Source organism: Dyella lipolytica, from assembly GCF_030160075.1.
In the GTDB taxonomy this organism is placed as follows: Bacteria; Pseudomonadota; Gammaproteobacteria; order Xanthomonadales; family Rhodanobacteraceae; genus Dyella_B; species Dyella_B lipolytica.
Window position 1 is genome coordinate 49,197 of sequence record NZ_BSNQ01000001.1, and the last position, 16,852, is coordinate 66,048.

General features: G+C 61.9%; 13 protein-coding genes. 7 read left to right on the plus strand and 6 right to left on the minus strand.

The window, feature by feature from the left end:
• Positions 1–3: 3 nt before the first annotated feature.
• From cysW to QQL64_RS00240, 4 genes are all read right to left on the minus strand, one after another.
• Complete coding sequence (gene cysW, locus QQL64_RS00225) at positions 4–906, minus strand: sulfate ABC transporter permease subunit CysW (RefSeq protein ID WP_284394905.1); 903 nt, start codon at positions 904–906, stop codon at positions 4–6.
• The gene (gene cysT, locus QQL64_RS00230) at positions 864–1,688 is read right to left on the minus strand and encodes a sulfate ABC transporter permease subunit CysT (RefSeq protein ID WP_284394907.1); all 825 of its coding nucleotides are present in this window, start codon (positions 1,686–1,688) and stop codon (positions 864–866) included. Before cysT ends, cysW begins: the two co-directional genes overlap by 43 nt.
• Before the next feature lie 4 nt (positions 1,689–1,692).
• The gene (locus tag QQL64_RS00235; protein WP_284394908.1) at positions 1,693–2,694 is read right to left on the minus strand and encodes a sulfate ABC transporter substrate-binding protein; all 1,002 of its coding nucleotides are present in this window, start codon (positions 2,692–2,694) and stop codon (positions 1,693–1,695) included.
• A gap of 108 nt (positions 2,695–2,802) precedes the next feature.
• Positions 2,803–4,008 carry an OprO/OprP family phosphate-selective porin gene (locus tag QQL64_RS00240; RefSeq protein WP_284394910.1) on the minus strand — a complete coding sequence of 402 codons (1,206 nt, stop codon included), beginning with the start codon at positions 4,006–4,008 and terminating at the stop codon, positions 2,803–2,805.
• A 225-nt stretch (positions 4,009–4,233) separates the two neighbouring features.
• Between QQL64_RS00240 and QQL64_RS00245 the strand changes: the two genes are divergently transcribed.
• The 4 genes from QQL64_RS00245 to QQL64_RS00260 are packed head-to-tail and all read left to right on the plus strand — an operon-like array spanning position 4,234 to position 10,258.
• Positions 4,234–6,036, plus strand: a complete 1,803-nt coding sequence (locus QQL64_RS00245) for an assimilatory sulfite reductase (NADPH) flavoprotein subunit (protein WP_284394911.1) — start codon at positions 4,234–4,236, stop codon at positions 6,034–6,036.
• Positions 6,037–6,044: 8 nt separating this feature from the next.
• Complete coding sequence (gene cysI, locus QQL64_RS00250; RefSeq protein ID WP_284394912.1) at positions 6,045–7,742, plus strand: assimilatory sulfite reductase (NADPH) hemoprotein subunit; 1,698 nt, start codon at positions 6,045–6,047, stop codon at positions 7,740–7,742.
• Positions 7,739–8,461 carry a phosphoadenylyl-sulfate reductase gene (locus QQL64_RS00255; protein ID WP_284394914.1) on the plus strand — a complete coding sequence of 241 codons (723 nt, stop codon included), beginning with the start codon at positions 7,739–7,741 and terminating at the stop codon, positions 8,459–8,461. Before cysI ends, QQL64_RS00255 begins: the two co-directional genes overlap by 4 nt.
• Positions 8,462–8,512: 51 nt before the next feature.
• A complete protein-coding gene (locus QQL64_RS00260) occupies positions 8,513–10,258 on the plus strand; it encodes a bifunctional sulfate adenylyltransferase/adenylylsulfate kinase (protein ID WP_284394916.1) in 1,746 nt (581 codons plus the stop codon).
• Between the two features lie 216 nt (positions 10,259–10,474).
• On the opposite strand, the gene QQL64_RS00265 is transcribed toward QQL64_RS00260, so the two are convergent.
• The gene (locus QQL64_RS00265; RefSeq protein ID WP_284394918.1) at positions 10,475–11,482 is read right to left on the minus strand and encodes a LysR substrate-binding domain-containing protein; all 1,008 of its coding nucleotides are present in this window, start codon (positions 11,480–11,482) and stop codon (positions 10,475–10,477) included.
• A gap of 294 nt (positions 11,483–11,776) precedes the next feature.
• Between QQL64_RS00265 and cysG the strand changes: the two genes are divergently transcribed.
• From cysG to QQL64_RS00280, 3 genes are all read left to right on the plus strand, one after another.
• Positions 11,777–13,216: a siroheme synthase CysG gene (gene cysG, locus QQL64_RS00270; protein ID WP_284394919.1), complete on the plus strand. Its 1,440-nt coding sequence runs from the start codon at positions 11,777–11,779 to the stop codon at positions 13,214–13,216.
• A gap of 28 nt (positions 13,217–13,244) precedes the next feature.
• Positions 13,245–13,886 carry a peroxiredoxin gene (locus tag QQL64_RS00275; RefSeq protein ID WP_284394920.1) on the plus strand — a complete coding sequence of 214 codons (642 nt, stop codon included), beginning with the start codon at positions 13,245–13,247 and terminating at the stop codon, positions 13,884–13,886.
• 257 nt (positions 13,887–14,143) lie between these two features.
• The gene (locus QQL64_RS00280) at positions 14,144–15,976 is read left to right on the plus strand and encodes an LTA synthase family protein (RefSeq protein WP_284394921.1); all 1,833 of its coding nucleotides are present in this window, start codon (positions 14,144–14,146) and stop codon (positions 15,974–15,976) included.
• A gap of 129 nt (positions 15,977–16,105) precedes the next feature.
• Here the strand turns inward: QQL64_RS00280 and QQL64_RS00285 are convergent, their stop codons facing one another.
• Positions 16,106–16,849 (minus strand): MHYT domain-containing protein, encoded by a 744-nt coding sequence (locus QQL64_RS00285; RefSeq protein ID WP_284394922.1) that lies wholly within the window; start codon positions 16,847–16,849, stop codon positions 16,106–16,108.
• Positions 16,850–16,852: the final 3 nt, after the last annotated feature.

The window sequence follows — 16,852 nt, forward strand, 5'->3', positions numbered from 1 at the left end:
TCCTCAATACTGTCTACGCAGCTCCCCGCCGTGCCGCCATTCCAGCAAGCGCTTGATGCCGAGCGTGAGCACGGTTAGCAGAGCAAGGAGTGAAGCCACCGCAAAGGCAGCGGAAAAATTTTCGTCATAGAGCTGGTCGACCTGTAACGGTAAGGTATTGGTCAAGCCGCGCAGATGACCAGACACCACATAGACCGCACCGAATTCGCCCATTGCACGCGCATTGCAAAGCAGGACGCCGTACAGCAACGCCCAACGTACACGTGGCAAGGTGACGCGAAAGAAGATCTGCCAACCGCCCGCACCGAGCGTGAGCGCGGCCTCTTCCTGTTCCGAGCCTTGTGACTGCATCAGCGGAATCAGTTCGCGCGCCACAAACGGCAGCGTGACGAATACGGTAGCCAGCACCAGTCCCGGCAGCGCGAAAATCACCTGCATTCCGTGCGCCTCCAGCCACGCGCCCAGCCAGCCGTACTTGCCATAGACCAGGATCAACATCATGCCCGCTACCACAGGCGACACCGAGAACGGCAGATCGATCAGGGCGCCAAGCAAGGCTTTGCCGCGGAAGGCGAAATGCGTCATCACCCAGGCCGCGGCGAGGCCGAACACTAAATTCAAAGGGACCGCGATCGCCGCCACCGTGAGCGTCAGACGCACTGCTGCGATGCTGTCGGGCTGACGGATCGCCGCCCAAAAAAATGCGGCACCTTGGCGAAAGGCCTCGGCGAAAATCGCGATCAATGGCAACACCAGCAACCACACCAGTACCATCAGAGCGGCGAATACCAAACTGGTGCGCGCCACTCGGGTCGACCACGAAGGCCGTCCGCCGATGGACACCGTGGCAGCGACGGCGGACATCATCGCAACACGGCCCAACGACGGGTCCAGCGTTGCAGCCATGCCATGGCGACGAGCAACATCAGGGACGCCGCAAGCATGACCGCGCCTAGCGCAGCGGCGCCGCGATAGTCGTATTGCGAATCGATCTTCTGCACGATCAGGTACGGCGCGATTTCTGTCCGAAACAGACGATTGCCGGAAATGAAGACCACCGATCCGTACTCGCCGATCGCTCTGGCCAGCGCCAATGCATAACCGGTAAGCAATGTCGGCAACAGCGGCGGCAGCACTACCCGGAAAAATCGCTGCAAGGGCGAAGCGCCTAGCGTATAGGCCGCTTCTTCCAGATCGCTTTCCATGCTTTCCAGTACCGGTTGCAGCGTACGCACCACAAACGGCAGGCCGACGAACACCATCGCCAGCAGCACGCCCAGTCGCGTGTAAGCCACGTCAATGCCCAACGGCGCCAGACGACTGCCGAGCCAGCCGTTCGGCGCATACAGCGCCGTCAATGCAATGCCGGCCACCGCAGTCGGCAGTGCAAACGGCAGATCGACCAGTGCATCGCACACCCGGCGAAACGCGAAGCGGTAGCGCACGAGTACCCACGCGACCAGCAGACCAAGCAGCACATCGATGGTTGCCGCTAGCAATGCCGCACCAAAACTCAAGCGCAAGGACGCCAGCACCCGTCGCGTACCCACCTGTGCCCACCATCCTGCCGGCCCCAGTTCGCAGGCCGTCCACAACAATGCCGCCAGTGGCAGAAGCACGCAGCTGCCGAGCACGGCAAGCGTGTAGCCGGCGCTGAGACGAAAGCCTGGGAGCACATGACGCGTCACGTATTCAATGCTCCCCTTCGGTCATCTGATCGAACACACCGCCATCGGCAAAATAAGTTGCCTGCACCTTGCGCCAGTCGCCGAACTGCTCGGCGATCGTGAACGTTTTCACAGCGGGGAACTGCGTGGCATAGCTCGCTGCCACCGACGCCAAGCGCGGCCGGAAGAAATGTTTCGCAGCGATGGCCTGCCCTTCCGGGCTGTATAAAAACTGCAGATAAGCTTGTGCTTCTTTCTGAGTGCCGTGCGCGGCCACCACCGAGTCGACCACCGCCACGGGTGGCTCGGCTAGAATCGTCGTTGACGGTACGACGATCTGGTAGTTGTCCTTGCCGAACTCCTGCTGCGTCAGCAGCGCCTCGCTTTCCCAGGCAATGAGCACATCGCCGATGCTGCGCTGGACGAAGGTGTTGGTTGCGCCGCGCGACCCCGTATCCAACACCGGCACGTTCTTGTACAAAGCCGTGACATATGCGCGCGCCTTGTCCGCGTTGCTACCCGGCTGACGCACGGCCCAACCCCAGGCCGCGAGGAAGTTCCAGCGTGCGCCGCCGGAGGTTTTCGGATTGGGCGTGATCACCTGCACGTCGGAGCGGATCAGATCCGGCCAGTCGTGAATCTTTTTCGGGTTGCCTTTGCGCACCAGGAACACGACGGTGGAGGTATACGGCGAACTGTTATCCGGCAATCGCGATTGCCAGTTCTTCGCCAACAGGCCCTTATCGGCTAGCACGTCAATGTCGTACGCCAACGCCAGCGTGACCACATCGGCCTGCAAGCCATCGAGCACAGCCCGCGCCTGCTTGCCGGAGCCGCCGTTGGACGTGGTGACCGTTAGATTCTGGCCGGTCTGCTTGGCCCACTGCGCTTTGAAGGTGGCATCCACTTCCTGGAAGTATTCACGCGTGGGGTCGTAGGAGACGTTCAGCAGCTGCGCATCGGTGGCCGCGGCATGGCCAACACCCAGCGTAATGACAGCGGCAAACACGAGCAATGACCGTTTCATGCGGAACAATCTCCTTTGGGCGAGTCGAAAACGCCCATCGTCAACTATAGATTTGGATGGCTATACGCCCGTAAGCGCGGATCGTTCTATGCATATGCCCGATGCGGGCTATATGAAAATCTCGGCGCGCAGCTCGAAGACATGCGGGTTGATGACCAGCCCGCGCCGGTCGCTGAAAGCGTGGATGTAGTTCGCCTGCAACCTTAGATGGGTTCCGAGGTACCAGTTCGCACCCGCCGTCCAATCGTGCTCCTTGCCGCCCAGCACCTTTCCGTCGTTGAGATCCAGCTCGCTGTAGCGGAGGGCAAGCTCCACGGCACCCCAGGGATGCGAGGGAATGACATTGCTCACATTGCCGTCGTGATACTGGCGCGACTCGCCGGTGACAACCCAGCTTCCGAAGGCGTAGTAACCGTTGAGGTCGTAGTTCGGCTTGGCGCTGGCGAACGTGGTCTGCGCTTGCAGGTATTCGCTCTGCACCGACCATGGGCCATCGATCCATACGCCTTCCAGCCCGAGTCGATTGATATGGTCCACACCGGTGAGCGTGCCGGAACTGACCAGGGTCACCGTGGTGAGACCGGCTTCCGGCGGCGTCTTGAAACTTGCCGTCGCTGGCTGTTCGACACCGAGTGCATTCACCAAGCCTTCCGGGCGCTCCTGCGAAGCCGCCACGCCTAGATGCAGCACGTTGTCCGATTGATGGATCGGCACCCACGCCGCGCGTGCCGCCAACGTGTGTCCGGGAAATTTACCCTGCATGTTCTGCCCGTAGTAGCCGAGGCTAGCCAGCCAATGCGTTCGCTGGATCGCCCAGTCGACGCCGATGCGACGGTTTTCGTACACAGCCTGCGAGGGCAAGGCCAGCTCGATAAACGTGGTCTGCGTAGACGTGGTAACGCCCTCGAAGCTCACCGGCGTCTTGCTTTGTCCAAAGCGGATCGCCCCGTAGTCATCGCCGAACACGGCTTTGGACTGCAAGCGAAGAAAGGCGTCCTGCCATTGTTTGGACTGAAAGTCGTAGTACAGCGTGGCGTCGTAGACACCTGGCCTTTTAACGTAAAAACCGAGGTATTTGCGGCGATTGGTATGCGCGTCGGTGAATTTCCCGTCGTCGTGCGAAAAATCGTTCACGTCGTACTGATAGCGCAACACCAGGCCGATGTCGGTGCCATCGCTGAGCTGCGTGTGGGTCGGCCAGTTATTGAGCCAATCGTAGTCGCCGGCCTTGGCGGTGGCAGGTACGAGCGTGGCAAGGGCGATGGAAGCGGCCAGCGCCGACAGGGTTTTCACGGGTTTCGATCTTCGCGGCATAGATTCCTCCGGCGCCGCGCGACGCGGTGCCCGTTGGCTGATTGGAGAGTCCCTGTGGAACGCCTGTGGGGGATAACGCTCCTGAATCCATGCTGCCCGGTCGCTTTTGATCAGGGGAAAGGAGGGAATGGCATGGGGATATGCCGCGCCATCATTTCTTCGCAAAAAAACGAAGTTCTAACATCTCCGAATAGATGGACGTCTATACGTCCAGGATGAAGAACCATGACGGCCGCCACCCTATCGCCCCTGCCTGAAGACAAGCAACCCCTGGTCGCACGACTGGTCGAAGGGTTGGACGTGGATGCCCTGCATTGGCTTTCCGGATATGTCGCCGGCATGGCAGCCCAACGCCAGACAAGCGTGAAAGGCGCGGCCGTCGAGCCCATTGCGCCCGCGGCGGAAGTCCAAGCGCGGCTCACCGTGGTCTACGGAAGCCAGACCGGCAATGCCAAGCGCCTGGCCGAAGATCTTGGGCGTCGCGTCACCGCAGCCGGTCTTGCCGTACGCGTCGTGCGTGCGGATGCCTATCCGGTGCGCGAGCTGAAGCAAGAGCGCCTCCTGTATGTGGTCATCAGCACCCAGGGTGACGCGGAGCCCCCGGATGATGCTCGCGCCTTGGTCGAATTCCTCGGCAGTGCTCGCGCACCAAAACTGGAAGATCTGCGTTACGCCGTGCTAGGCCTGGGCGATTCCAGCTATCCCCAGTTCTGCGCCATCGGCCGCCAACTCGACGAACGCCTGACGTCGCTCGGTGCACATCGCCTGTTCGCGACGGGCGAGGCGGACGTCGATCTCGAAACGGTGGCGCAACCGTGGCTGGAGCACGCGTTGCAACAGGCGCGCGAACAGCTGAAAACATCGGCTCCTTCGGCGAAGGTGACACCGTTGCGCACCGCACGCAGCAGTCCGATCTGGCATCGCGAGCAACCGTTTGCGGCGCCGCTGCTGCTCAACCAGCGCATCACCGGTCGCGGCAGCGATCGTGACGTACGCCATCTGGAGCTGTCCCTGGAAGGTTCGGGCCTGCGTTATGCGCCAGGCGATGCGCTCGGCATCTGGCCGACGCAGTCGCCCCCGTTGGTGGATGCAGTGCTGAAAGCGCTGCAGCTCGAGGGCGATGCGCCAGTGCAAGCGAATGGCGAAGAACACTCGCTACGCATGTGGCTATCCGAACGTCGCGAATTGACGCAGCTAACGCGTCCATTCTTCGCAGCACATGCCGAGCGCAGCGGCGACGATCATTTGCGCGAACTATTGTCGCCCGCTTCACGCGACGCGCTTTCCCATCTGTTTTCACGCTGGCAGGTGCTGGATCTCCTGCAACGGCACCCTGCTTCATGGACCGCGGATTCCCTGGTTGCCGCCTTGCGCCCGCTGGCACCGCGCCTGTACTCGATTGCATCCAGTCAATCCGTAGTCGGCGAGGAAGTGCATCTCACCGTCAGCCACGTCGATTATTCGCTCGACGGCGAAGCACGCTGGGGCGCCGCCAGTCGCTATCTTGCCGCGCGTGCAGAAGGTGAATCGGCATCCGTTTTCATCGAAGCCAACGAACGCTTCCATCTGCCCAGCGACAACGACCGCGACATCATCATGATCGGTCCAGGTACCGGTGTAGCACCGTTTCGCGCTTTTGTGCAGGAACGCGCAGAGCGCGGTGCAAGCGGGCGCAATTGGCTCTTATTCGGCAATCCGCATTTCTATTCCGACTTCCTGTACCAGGCCGAATGGCAGCAGGCTTTGAAGAGCGGTCAACTGCACCGTCTCGATCTCGCGTTTTCGCGCGATCAAGCCGACAAAATCTATGTGCAGCATCGTCTGCGCGAACAAGGCAGGCGCGTCTACGACTGGCTCGAAGGCGGTGCACACCTTTACGTCTGCGGCGACGCCAGTCGCATGGCAAGAGATGTGCACAAAACGTTGATCGCGATCGTCACCGAACACGGCAATCGCACAACAGAAGATGCCGAGGCCTGGTTGAACCAGTTGATCCAGCAGGGCCGCTACGCCCGCGACGTGTATTGAGACCTGCGATGAGCGACACCACCGTTTCCGAACTCGAGCGCATCAAGGCGAACAGCCGTTTTCTGCGCGGCACGCTGGCCGAGACCCTGGCCGACCCCGTCACCGGGGCGATCAGCGATGACGACAACAAGCTGCTGAAGTTTCACGGCAGCTACCAGCAGGACGATCGCGATCTGCGCGATGAGCGTCGCAAGCAAAAACTGGAACCAGCCTATCAGTTCATGGTGCGCGCGCGCCTGGCCGGTGGCGTGCTGAGTCCCTCCCAGTGGTTGTCGTTCGACCATATCGCACGCACTTGGGCCAATGGCACGCTGCGCATCACCACGCGGCAGACGTTTCAATTGCACGGCGTGTTCAAGCGCGATCTGAAACGCTCGATCGCCGCGATGAATGACGCGTTGGTCAGCACTATCGCGGCGTGCGGCGATGTGAATCGTAACGTCGTCGCCAGCGCCAACCCGGTTGCCACGCCGGCGCACCGTCTGGCTTTCCGCTGGGCGGAACGCCTTTCTGAGCATCTCAAGCCTAAGACACGTGCGTACCACGAGATCTGGCTTGACGAAAAACGCGTGGCCGGCGGCGAGGAAGAGAGCGAGCCGCTCTATGGCCCCACGTATCTGCCGCGCAAATTCAAGATCGGTGTAGCCGTTCCTCCGACCAACGATGTGGACGTGTTCGCGCATGACCTCGGCCTGATTGCGATCATCGAACATGGCGAACTGCTCGGCTTTAACGTGGCTATCGGCGGCGGCATGGGTGCGAGTCACGGCGACCCAAGCACCTATCCCCGACTGGGCAGCGTGATCGGCTTTGTGGTTCCCGAACAACTGCTGCGCACCGCCGAAGGCGTGATCGAAGTACAGCGCGATCACGGCGACCGCAAGGAGCGCAAGCATGCGCGATTGAAATACACCATCGATCGCATGGGCTTGCAGGCGTTCAAGGCCGAGCTGGAGCGTCGCATCGGCTTCGTGCTACAGCCATCGCGAGCTTATCGCTTCGATCACAACGGCGACCGCTACGGCTGGACGGAGGGTGATGATGGACGCTGGCACCTCACCTTGCAGATCGAATCGGGGCGCCTCGCCGACTTGCCGGAGCAGCCGCATCTGAGCGGCCTGCGTGCGATCGCCGAAGAGCATCAGGGCGATTTTCGCCTGACGTGCAACCAGAACCTGATCATCGCCAACGTTCCAGCCGCACAGCGCTCGCGTATCGATGCGTTGGTGGCCGAATACAAGCTCGATGGTTACCGCCGGCTCAGCGGCATCCGCAAGCATGCGATCGCCTGCGTTGCCTTGCCCACCTGTGGGCTGGCGATGGCGGAAAGCGAACGCTACCTGCCGCAACTATTGCCGAAGTTGGAAGCCTTGCTCGATCGTCACGGATTGCGCGACGAACCCATCGTGCTGCGTCTGTCCGGATGCCCCAACGGATGCTCGCGTCCGTATCTCGGTGAGATTGCCCTAGTCGGCCGCGCTATCGGGCGCTACGACCTACGGGTAGGCGCTGACTTCGCCGGGCAACGGCTTAACCGCTCGCTGCGGGAAAACATCGACGAGACGGAAATTTTGCGTGAGTTGGATGCGCTATTCGACCGCTATGCGGCGGAGCGCACCGAGCAGGAACGCTTCGGCGATTTTCTCGTACGCAGCGGTGTCTTGCCGACGGCGCGCCATGCCATCGACGTGGAGGTTTTCGCGTGAACCTGCCGACGCCCGAAACGGCAGCCCATGATCGGCTCGCTCTCGCCAAGCTCGATGCATGGCTGCTCGCACTCAGTGCCGAAGAGCGCGTTGATTGGGTGCTAACGCACCTTCCCGGCACTTATGTGCTGTCCTCCAGCTTCGGTGCGCAGTCGGCGGTATCCCTGCACTTGCTGACGCAGCGGGTTCCGGCGATTCCCGTGGTGGTGGTGGACACCGGCTATCTGTTTGCGGAGACGTATCGATTTATCGACGAACTGACCGCGCGCCTCTCGCTCAACCTGCATATCGTTCGCCCGACGTTGTCGCCGGCTTGGCTGGAAGCGCGTCACGGCGAATTGTGGAAGCAGGGTCGCGAAGGACTCGATCACTACAACCGGATCGCCAAGGTGGAACCCATGCAGCATGCGCTGGCCGATCTCGGTGCGGGCACGTGGTTCGCGGGGTTGCGCCGTCAGCAATCGCTCAGTCGCGCAGCGACACCGGTGATGGACCATCGTCATGGGCGCTGGAAAGTGCACCCCATCATCGACTGGACCGATCGCGACGTCGGTCTTTATCTGCGCCGCCACGACCTGCCTTACCACCCGCTATGGGAACAGGGCTATGTCTCGATCGGCGACACGCATACCACGCGCCGCTGGGAACCCGGCATGCGCGAAGAGGACACCCGCTTTTTCGGCATCAAGCGCGAATGCGGATTGCACTTGGACGTCTGAACACCCGCCGTTGACAACATCCAAATAAGAAAGCCCCGATAAGGAAAAACCATGAAAGCCGTTGCCGCCGAGATCGCCTCGGCCGAACTCGATGCACTGGTGCCGCCCCATGGCGGCGTGCTGCGCGAACTTTACCTGCCATCCGCGGAAGCCGAGGCGCTCAAGCGCCGTAGTGCCTCGCTTCCGCAGTGGACACTCAATCAACGCCAGCTATGCGATCTGGAACTGCTGCTCAACGGCGGTTTCTCCCCTTTACAAGGTTTCCTAGGCCGTACCGATTACGATCGTGTCGTGTCGGAGATGCGGCTCGCCGACGGTACTTTGTGGCCGATACCGATCACGCTGGACGTGGATGAAGCTTTCGCGGCAAGCCTTGCCGACGGCGCGCAGATCAGCCTCAACGACATTCAGGGCACACCGTTGGCGGTGCTCACGGTGGAGGACGTCTATTTTCCCGACCGCATTGCGGAAGCGCGATCGGTGTTCGGCACGACCGACCGCACCCATCCCGGCGTCGCTGAACTGCTGGACCGCACCGGACCGGTGTATCTCGGCGGGCGCCTGCAGGGTATCCAGCAACCGTCGCACTATGACTTCACCGCTCTACGCCATAGTCCGCGTCACTTGCGCGAATGGTTTCGCCAGCACGGGTGGCATCGCATCGTGGCGTTCCAGACCCGCAATCCGATGCATCGTGCACACCGCGAACTGACCTTGCGAGCCGCCGAAAAGGTCGGCGCGAAGTTGCTGATCCAACCCTCGGTCGGACGCACCAAGCCTGGCGACGTCGATCACTATACGCGCGTGCGCTGCTACCGCGAGTTGCTTGCACATTACCCGCCGGATCACGCCACGCTTTCGCTGTTGCCGCTGGCGATGCGCATGGGCGGTCCGCGCGAAGCGCTCTGGCACGCGATCATCCGCAAGAACTATGGTGCCAGTCATTTCATTGTCGGCCGCGATCATGCCGGTCCCGGCAAGGACGCGGAGGGCAAGCCCTTCTACGACCCGTATGCCGCGCAGCATCTGTTGGCCGAGCACGAACAAGAATTGGGCATTCAGATCGTGCCATTTCCCGCCATGGTCTACGCGGCGAATCGCGATACCTATTTGCCGCAGACCGAAGTGGCTGCGCAGGACGAAGTGCGCGATATCTCCGGTACCGAGCTGAGGCGTCGACTGCACAACGGTGAAGCGATCCCGGAATGGTTCACCTTTCCCGAAGTGGTAAAGATTCTGCGCGAACGGCACCCGGCAAACGCGCCGCAAGGTTATGCGCTGTTTTTCACTGGCCTCTCTGGGTCGGGCAAATCCACGCTTGCGCAAGCCGTGCTGGCGCGACTGCTGGAAACGGGCAGCCGGCCAGTGACAGTACTGGATGGCGATGAAGTCAGGCGGCATCTATCCAAAGGACTGGGTTTTTCACGCGAGGATCGCGACGCCAACATCACGCGCATTGGTTATGTCGCCAGTGAAGTCATCCGTCATGGCGGCATTGCAATCTGCGCGCCGATCGCGCCCTACGCAGGTGCGCGCGCCGAAGCGCGCCAGCTGGTGCAGGCGCATGGGCGCTTTGTAGAGATCCATGTTTCCACGCCACTGGAAGTGTGTGAGTCGCGCGACCGCAAAGGGCTTTATGCCGCGGCACGCGCGGGCAAGATCAAAGGCTTTACCGGCATCGACGATCCATACGAAATACCCGCATCTCCCGAATTGCGTGTCGATACGAGCCAAGTCACGGTGAGTGAGGCGGCGGATCGTGTGTTCGCGTGGCTTCGCAACGAGGGTTTGGCCTGACACTTCTTCAGCCCCTCTCCCTTCGGACGCGGGGAGGGGCCATGGATGGCCCCGCTTTGAGGAGCGAGGAAGAGGGGTTGGGGTGAGGGTGCGGGACTTGCGTAAAAATCCAATAAGCCGCTCCGTCCGAACCCTCATCCGCCTGTCGGCACCTTCTCCCGGAGGGAGAAGGGTTTTACTGCGCAACTGCAAGGACAACTTAAAGATTTCGGACAGCTACGCTGCGCGCGTGGCCGCGCGGCGAAGCCCGCGCTGCTGCAACTCGCTCCACAACGGCGGCGCAGGCCAATGTGCCTCGGCATGTCCTGCAACGACGCGACGTAGTTCCGCCTCATCGATCTGCGGCGCCACCAGCCGCGCGAATTGCGCCACGTAACTGCGCAATACGTGATCGCGGCGCAGCACCAGCCAGCTGGTGCACACAGGCAGCAAATCGTCGATATCGAGGGTGACCAGCTCGCGCGAATCGGTCGCACCGATAGCCATCTCGGCCAGGATGCCCACACCAAGACCGGCCAGCACATAGGTCTTGATCAGATCCGCATCGGCGGAGGTGCAGGCGATGCGCGGCGTGAGTTCGGCTGTGGCGAAGGCACGACGCAATGACGACTCAGGCTGCAGCGAAGACTCGTAGCTGACCAAGGGATAGTCGGCCAGATCATGGATACGCAGGGGGCGGCCGAGCTTCGCCAGCGGATGGCCATGCGGCACGACCGCGCGACGGAACCAGCGGAACAGTGGCACCGCGATGCCACCCTCCGGCGGCTGACCGCTGGTGCTGACGATAACCAGGTCCACTTCGCCACTCTCGAACAGGCTGATGATGCGCCCCTCGCCCTGCGGACGAATGTGCACACCGAGATCCGGGTATTGCTGCTTCAACCGCGCGATCGCTTCCGGCAGCACGAAGCGCGCCTGGGTATGCGTGGTGGCCAGCGACAGTTCGCCGTGTGCTTCTTCACGCAGGTTGGCGGCCAGGGCACGGATGTTGCGCGCCTCGTGCAGGATGCTTCGTGCCCGCTCCAGCACCTGTCCGCCGGCTGGCGTGACGGCGTCCAGGCTCTTGCCGCGACGGGTGAACACCTGGAACCCCAACTCGCCCTCCAGCTGCTTGAGCTGCTTGCTGATACCGGACTGGGTGGCGTGCACGTTGTCGGCGGCCAAGGTGATGTTGAGGCCGGCGTCGGCGATGGCGACGATGTAGCGAAGCTGCGTGAGGGTCATGAGATCGGCTCCAGGATGGATCGCGTGCAGGGCTGTGCGTTGCGCATGGCACAGCACATACAGCTCACGGACCACCCTGGATGGCGTTTCATCACGGTCTCCACTCCGGCCCTATACCGGATGTCGATCGACATTAACACAGCGTTATTTGGACGTCTATACATCTATCAGTCTCTGAATTTCTGATGTCATGGCTATGCCATCCAGGCATATCGTCGGTCCAAGCAGCCATTTCCGCGCTATGCCAGCCGGCGTTAGCGTGATTGACCACTTCCGTAGCGCGGATCCGACATCATGCAGCTGTACCCGCTTTTCGCCGATCTGACCGACCGCCCCGTGCTGGTGGTGGGCGGCGGCGACGTCGCAGCCCGGAAAGTCGCGATGTTGTTGCGGGCCGGCGCCAAGGTAACGGTGGGTGCGCCGATGCTGGGGCCGGAGCTGCGCGAGATCGCGCGGCGAGGCCGCGTCGCTTATCGCGCCGGTGCGTATCAATCCAGCTGGCTCGATGGTGTCTGGCTGGTGATTGCCGCGACCCGTTCGCGCCCGCTGAATGCCCGCATCGCCGCGGATGGCCATGTTCGGCAGCGCCTGGTGAATGTCGTAGACGACCCCGCGCTTTCGAGCTTTCAGGTTCCCGCAGTCATCGACCGCTCGCCCTTGCTGGTCGCAATTTCCAGCAGCGGTGCGGCGCCTGTGCTGGCGCGTCGCCTACGTGAACGGATCGAGAGTCTCATCGATCCCGCGCTGGCGCCCTTGCTGCAATTGGCACAGCGTTACCGGGCTCGCATCCGTGCCCGTTATGCGGATCTCGGTTCACGTCGCCGCTTCTATGACTGGCTGCATGACGGCCCGGTGACTGCACTACTTCGTGCGTCGCATCCATTGCGCGCGGAAAAGCAATTGATCGCTGCGCTGTCGGAGAACAGCGAACCGACGTCGCAGGGCTCAGTGGTGCTGGTCGGCGCCGGTCCTGGCGATCCAGGCTTGCTGACGCTGCGCGCTTTGCGCGCGCTCAACGAAGCCGATGTGATCTTGCACGACGAACTAATCAGTCCACAGGTGCTCGACCTTGCACGCCGCGATGCTGTGCAGATCGCCGTAGGCAAGCGTGGCGGTGGTATTCACACGGCGCAGGATACGATCCATCTCTTGCTGCTCGAACATGCGCAAGCCGGACGATGCGTGGTGCGCCTCAAAGGCGGCGATCCGTTCGTGTTCGGTCGCGGCGGCGAGGAACTCGAGTATCTACGCGCGCACGGCATCGCCTACGAAGTCGTGCCTGGCATTACCGCTGCTCTCGCCTGTGCCGCGTACAGCGGCGTGCCGCTGACGCATCGCGATCATGCACAGTCGGTGCGGCTGGTCACTGCACACTGCCAGCATTCGTTCAACACGCTGGACTGGGCCGAGCTGGCACGCGAGCGGCAAACTTTGGCCGTCTATATGGGCGTGAGCAAACTCGACGAACTGACCCGGCAGCTGCTGGCACACGGACGCGCGGCCGACACACCTTTTGCATTGATCGAGAACGGTTCGCTACCCAGTCAGCGCACGCTTACCGGCACGCTTGGCGATCTGCCGGCCCTCGCCGCACAACATGCGATTCGTGCTCCAGCGCTACTCATTCTGGGCGAAGTGGCCGCATCGGCTGCCGCCTCGCATTGGTATGGCGAACTGCTCGACCTCCCTACACGCCACCCGGTCACAGCAAACGCCCTGGCCGACGCGGCATGACCCGCTCCACCCGTTGACGGAGACCACCATGAGCTTGCAATTGGGCGAAATCGCCCCCGACTTCACTCTCGATTCCACCCAAGGCCCGATCCAGCTGCACGATTACATTGGCGATCACTGGCTGGTGTTCTTCTCGCATCCCAAGGATTTCACGCCGGTCTGCACTACCGAGTTGGGCGCGTTCGCTCGTCGCAAGGCGGAGTTCGACCAACGCAAGACGCGACTGCTCGGTCTGTCGGTCGATCCGGTCAGTGAGCACCAGGCATGGATCAAGGATGTCGAAGACGTCGGCGGCACGGCGGTGAACTATCCGATCCTCGCCGATCCGGAGCTGGCGGTGGCCAAGCTCTACGGCATGTTCCACCCGAAGGCCGATCCCAAGGTCACGGTGCGCTCGGTGTTCATCGTCGATCCGCAGAAGAAAGTACGCCTTACCCTCACCTATCCGCCGAGCGCCGGCCGCAACCTGGACGAGATTCTGCGCGTGCTCGACTCGCTGCAGCTGACCGATGGCCGCAAGCTAACCACACCGGTCGACTGGCGGCCGGGCGACGAGGTGATCATCGCACCGTCGGTCTCCAACGAAGACGCCAAACAGTTGTTCCCGGAGGGCTGGCGCACCTTGAAACCGTACCTCCGTTTATTACGGTTCAGTCATACACAGCATTGACGGCATTGACGCCATGCTCGGCAGAACGGGCCAGAAGCCGCGCGCATCCGCCCGTTTTTCCGTTAAATGTCCGGGAGTTAGGCGAAGCATGGCCTGAACCCGCCTTAACGCGAACGGGATGTCGGACAACGGATTAATGTCAGTCGCGTTACAGTCCGCATCCCCTGCCAAGACAGGCGCCGGACTGCATGCCCCCCGTTTACACAAGCCTATTTTTACGACGCAGCGCTGCGGAGCGGATCGCCCTGGTTTTGGCGATGGCGGTCGCGTTCGTTCTGCTGACTGGCTTGCTGGACGGCAACGATGGAGTAGCGGCGTCACAGCTCCTTGCACAGCCCACGTTCCCGCTGGCCAACGCCATGCCCGGCGTGATGTTAGCCCTGCTGATATTGGCGCTAACGCGTCGCACGTTTCTTTCGTTCGGCTTGGCGTACCTGGTGCAGGCCATGATGTACGGCGTCAATGCACTGAAGGTGGCCAACCTTGGTACGCCGCTATTGCCGGCGGATTTCCGCATGGTGGGCCAGTTGCGCAAGGGCGGCATGCACGTATTGGGAAGCTACCTGCCGCATAGCCCATGGCCGTATCTCGCGATGCTTGCCGGCGCTGCACTGATCGCTGCGATGTGGCGCTACGAGCCGCCGCTTTTCGCTAGCCGCACAGGCGGCAAGCGCCTAGTCTCCGGCAGTGTGCTCGCCGCCACGCTGGCGACGCTGCTGATCGGTGTGCCCGGTTGGCGCAATGTCTATAACGGGCACAAGCTGTGGCTTGAGCCATGGTCGGCCGCCGCGACCACCAGTCATTCCGGCCTGGTCAGCTCGCTGGTGATGTTCCATCTGCAAGATCGTCGCACTCAGCAGAAGGCCGACCCGGCTGCGGTGGGCAAACTTCTGCAGACGACCGGCAACGCGGTGCGCGCACGCATGTATGCACCCGTCGATCAGGGCACGGCGCTTCCCGACATCGTCGTCGTGCAGAGCGAATCGTTCTTCGACCCCAGCATCGTGCGCGGTTACGAGAATGCTCATCTCACGCCCAACCTGGCACGCCTCGCTGCGGGTGGCATGAGCGGTCCGCTACATGTGCCAACTTACGGCGGCGGTACTATTCGCACCGAGTTCGAAGTGCTCACCGGCTTGTCGCTGCGTTACTTCAACAATATGCAGTTTCCCTATCTGCAGTTGAACGACAAAGTGGTACCGAGCATGGTGCGCACCCTGCGTGCCCATGGCTATGAAACGGTGGCGATCCACGGCAACGATCCGACGTTTTGGAACCGCAATACCGCGTTCACGGCGCTGGGCTTCGATCGCTTCGTTTCGCAATCGGGCTTCCCGGCGAATGCAGCGATGGACGGCAAGTACATGGCCGACAGCGCGATGACCGACGAGATCATGTCGCAGCTGAAGGATGCCGGGGCGCCGCAATTTCTGTTTGCGATCAGCTTGGAAGCGCACGGCCCGTACGATGTGCCACCGAAAGATTCCGTAGCGCGTGACGCGATTCCGGTGCCGTCGGCCGTCGATGCCAAGGACAAGGTCGAAGTACAGAACTACATCTATCACATGCAGCATGCCGACGAAGAACTCGGCCGGCTCGCCGCTCTGCTTGCCAAGCGCAGCCGCCCCACGTTGCTGCTGTTCTACGGCGACCATTTGCCCGGCCTCACCGATGCGTATCGCACGACCGGTTTCGTCGACGACCAGAACATGCTCGGTCAACCCGGCACCTGGCTGCTGATCGATCCGCGCAACCCAGGCAACCCGCAACGCATCGACATGGCATCGTGGATGCTGCCCGGCCTGCTGCTCGAGCGCGCGGGCATCCACGATGATGCGTATTACGCGTTGACCCAGGTGCTTGCACCGTCGCTCGCCAAACTCACCCGCGCGCCCGGCGCAACACCGCCGCCCATCGATGCGCAGCAACAGCAGTTCGACAGCGATATGGCCAGCGTGGCCGTGCTGCGCATGAAGGGCAAGCTGGACAGGTTATTGCCGGCGAGCTTGCTGCCCACCAACACTGCGGTAGCAAAACGCGATGACGCCGAAGCCGTGCCGGCGGGTGCCGCCATGGGCATGCATCGCTGATAAACCCGCGTCATCCGCGTGCAGTAGCAGGTTCGGGTCCGCCTAGCTCCGCGAAAGGTCGGATTAAAGAAAACCCCGCTTAAGCGGGGTTTCCCATACGGGCGAAGCCGTAGATCGGCATGACACGCATCAAATGCTGATCGTGGCGCGTCGTTGCTGGCGCTTGTAGTGAATAAGCAGCACCGCGACCAACAAGACGAGCGTCACCGCGAAAATGCTCGTGCCAAGATTTTCGCCACGCAGGCCACCGGAGAAACCCGCCGGCATCTGCCCTCCATTTTCATCGACTTTGAAGGCAGCCATGCCGGTGTAGTGCATGCCACACACCGCAATACCCATGACAAGCGCGCTGCCGATCATCTGCAACGGTCCACGCAAGTTGAAAGCGAGCCACAACGCAACGATCGATGCCACGATGGCAATGATCAGCGAGGTCGCCACCAGATTCATGTCGTAGCTGGTGTACGCCCCCATCATGACCGCCGCCATGCCTAGGTAGTGCATGCCGGTCACTCCCAAGCCCATGCAGATGCCGGCGGCCGCCAGCTTGGGCCAACTGAACGCACCGCTGCTGGCAATCGCCAAGCCCAGCGAACAAGCGCCAAAAGCGATGATCGCGGACAGCGCGGTGAGCATCGGGTCATAACTCACTGGCATGCCCATATCGCAAGCCAGCATGGCAATGAAGTGCATGGCCCAGATCGCGCCCACACCCATCGCAGCGCCCGCCGCAAACACGGCGGCGGTGCGCTCGCGCGCCGTTCTTGCGAGAGGAATGACTACCGCTAATTGCAAAGCAGTGAATGAACCTAATACCGAGATCACGTAAGACAGCGCAACCAGAAGCATGTTGTAGCTCTGATGGGCAAGCATGGC

Bases quoted from the DNA above. Each gene is read 5' to 3' on its own strand.
- cysW (WP_284394905.1), bottom strand. From the start codon at position 906: ATGGCTGCAACGCTGGACCCGTCGTTGGGCCGTGTTGCGATGATGTCC.
- QQL64_RS00235 (WP_284394908.1), bottom strand. From the start codon at position 2,694: ATGAAACGGTCATTGCTCGTGTTTGCCGCTGTCATTACGCTGGGTGTT.
- QQL64_RS00240 (WP_284394910.1), bottom strand. From the start codon at position 4,008: ATGCCGCGAAGATCGAAACCCGTGAAAACCCTGTCGGCGCTGGCCGCT.
- QQL64_RS00245 (WP_284394911.1), top strand. From the start codon at position 4,234: ATGACGGCCGCCACCCTATCGCCCCTGCCTGAAGACAAGCAACCCCTG.
- cysI (WP_284394912.1), top strand. From the start codon at position 6,045: ATGAGCGACACCACCGTTTCCGAACTCGAGCGCATCAAGGCGAACAGC.
- QQL64_RS00260 (WP_284394916.1), top strand. From the start codon at position 8,513: ATGAAAGCCGTTGCCGCCGAGATCGCCTCGGCCGAACTCGATGCACTG.
- QQL64_RS00265 (WP_284394918.1), bottom strand. From the start codon at position 11,482: ATGACCCTCACGCAGCTTCGCTACATCGTCGCCATCGCCGACGCCGGC.
- cysG (WP_284394919.1), top strand. From the start codon at position 11,777: ATGCAGCTGTACCCGCTTTTCGCCGATCTGACCGACCGCCCCGTGCTG.
- QQL64_RS00275 (WP_284394920.1), top strand. From the start codon at position 13,245: ATGAGCTTGCAATTGGGCGAAATCGCCCCCGACTTCACTCTCGATTCC.
- QQL64_RS00280 (WP_284394921.1), top strand. From the start codon at position 14,144: ATGGCGGTCGCGTTCGTTCTGCTGACTGGCTTGCTGGACGGCAACGAT.
- QQL64_RS00285 (WP_284394922.1), bottom strand. From the start codon at position 16,849: ATGCTTGCCCATCAGAGCTACAACATGCTTCTGGTTGCGCTGTCTTAC.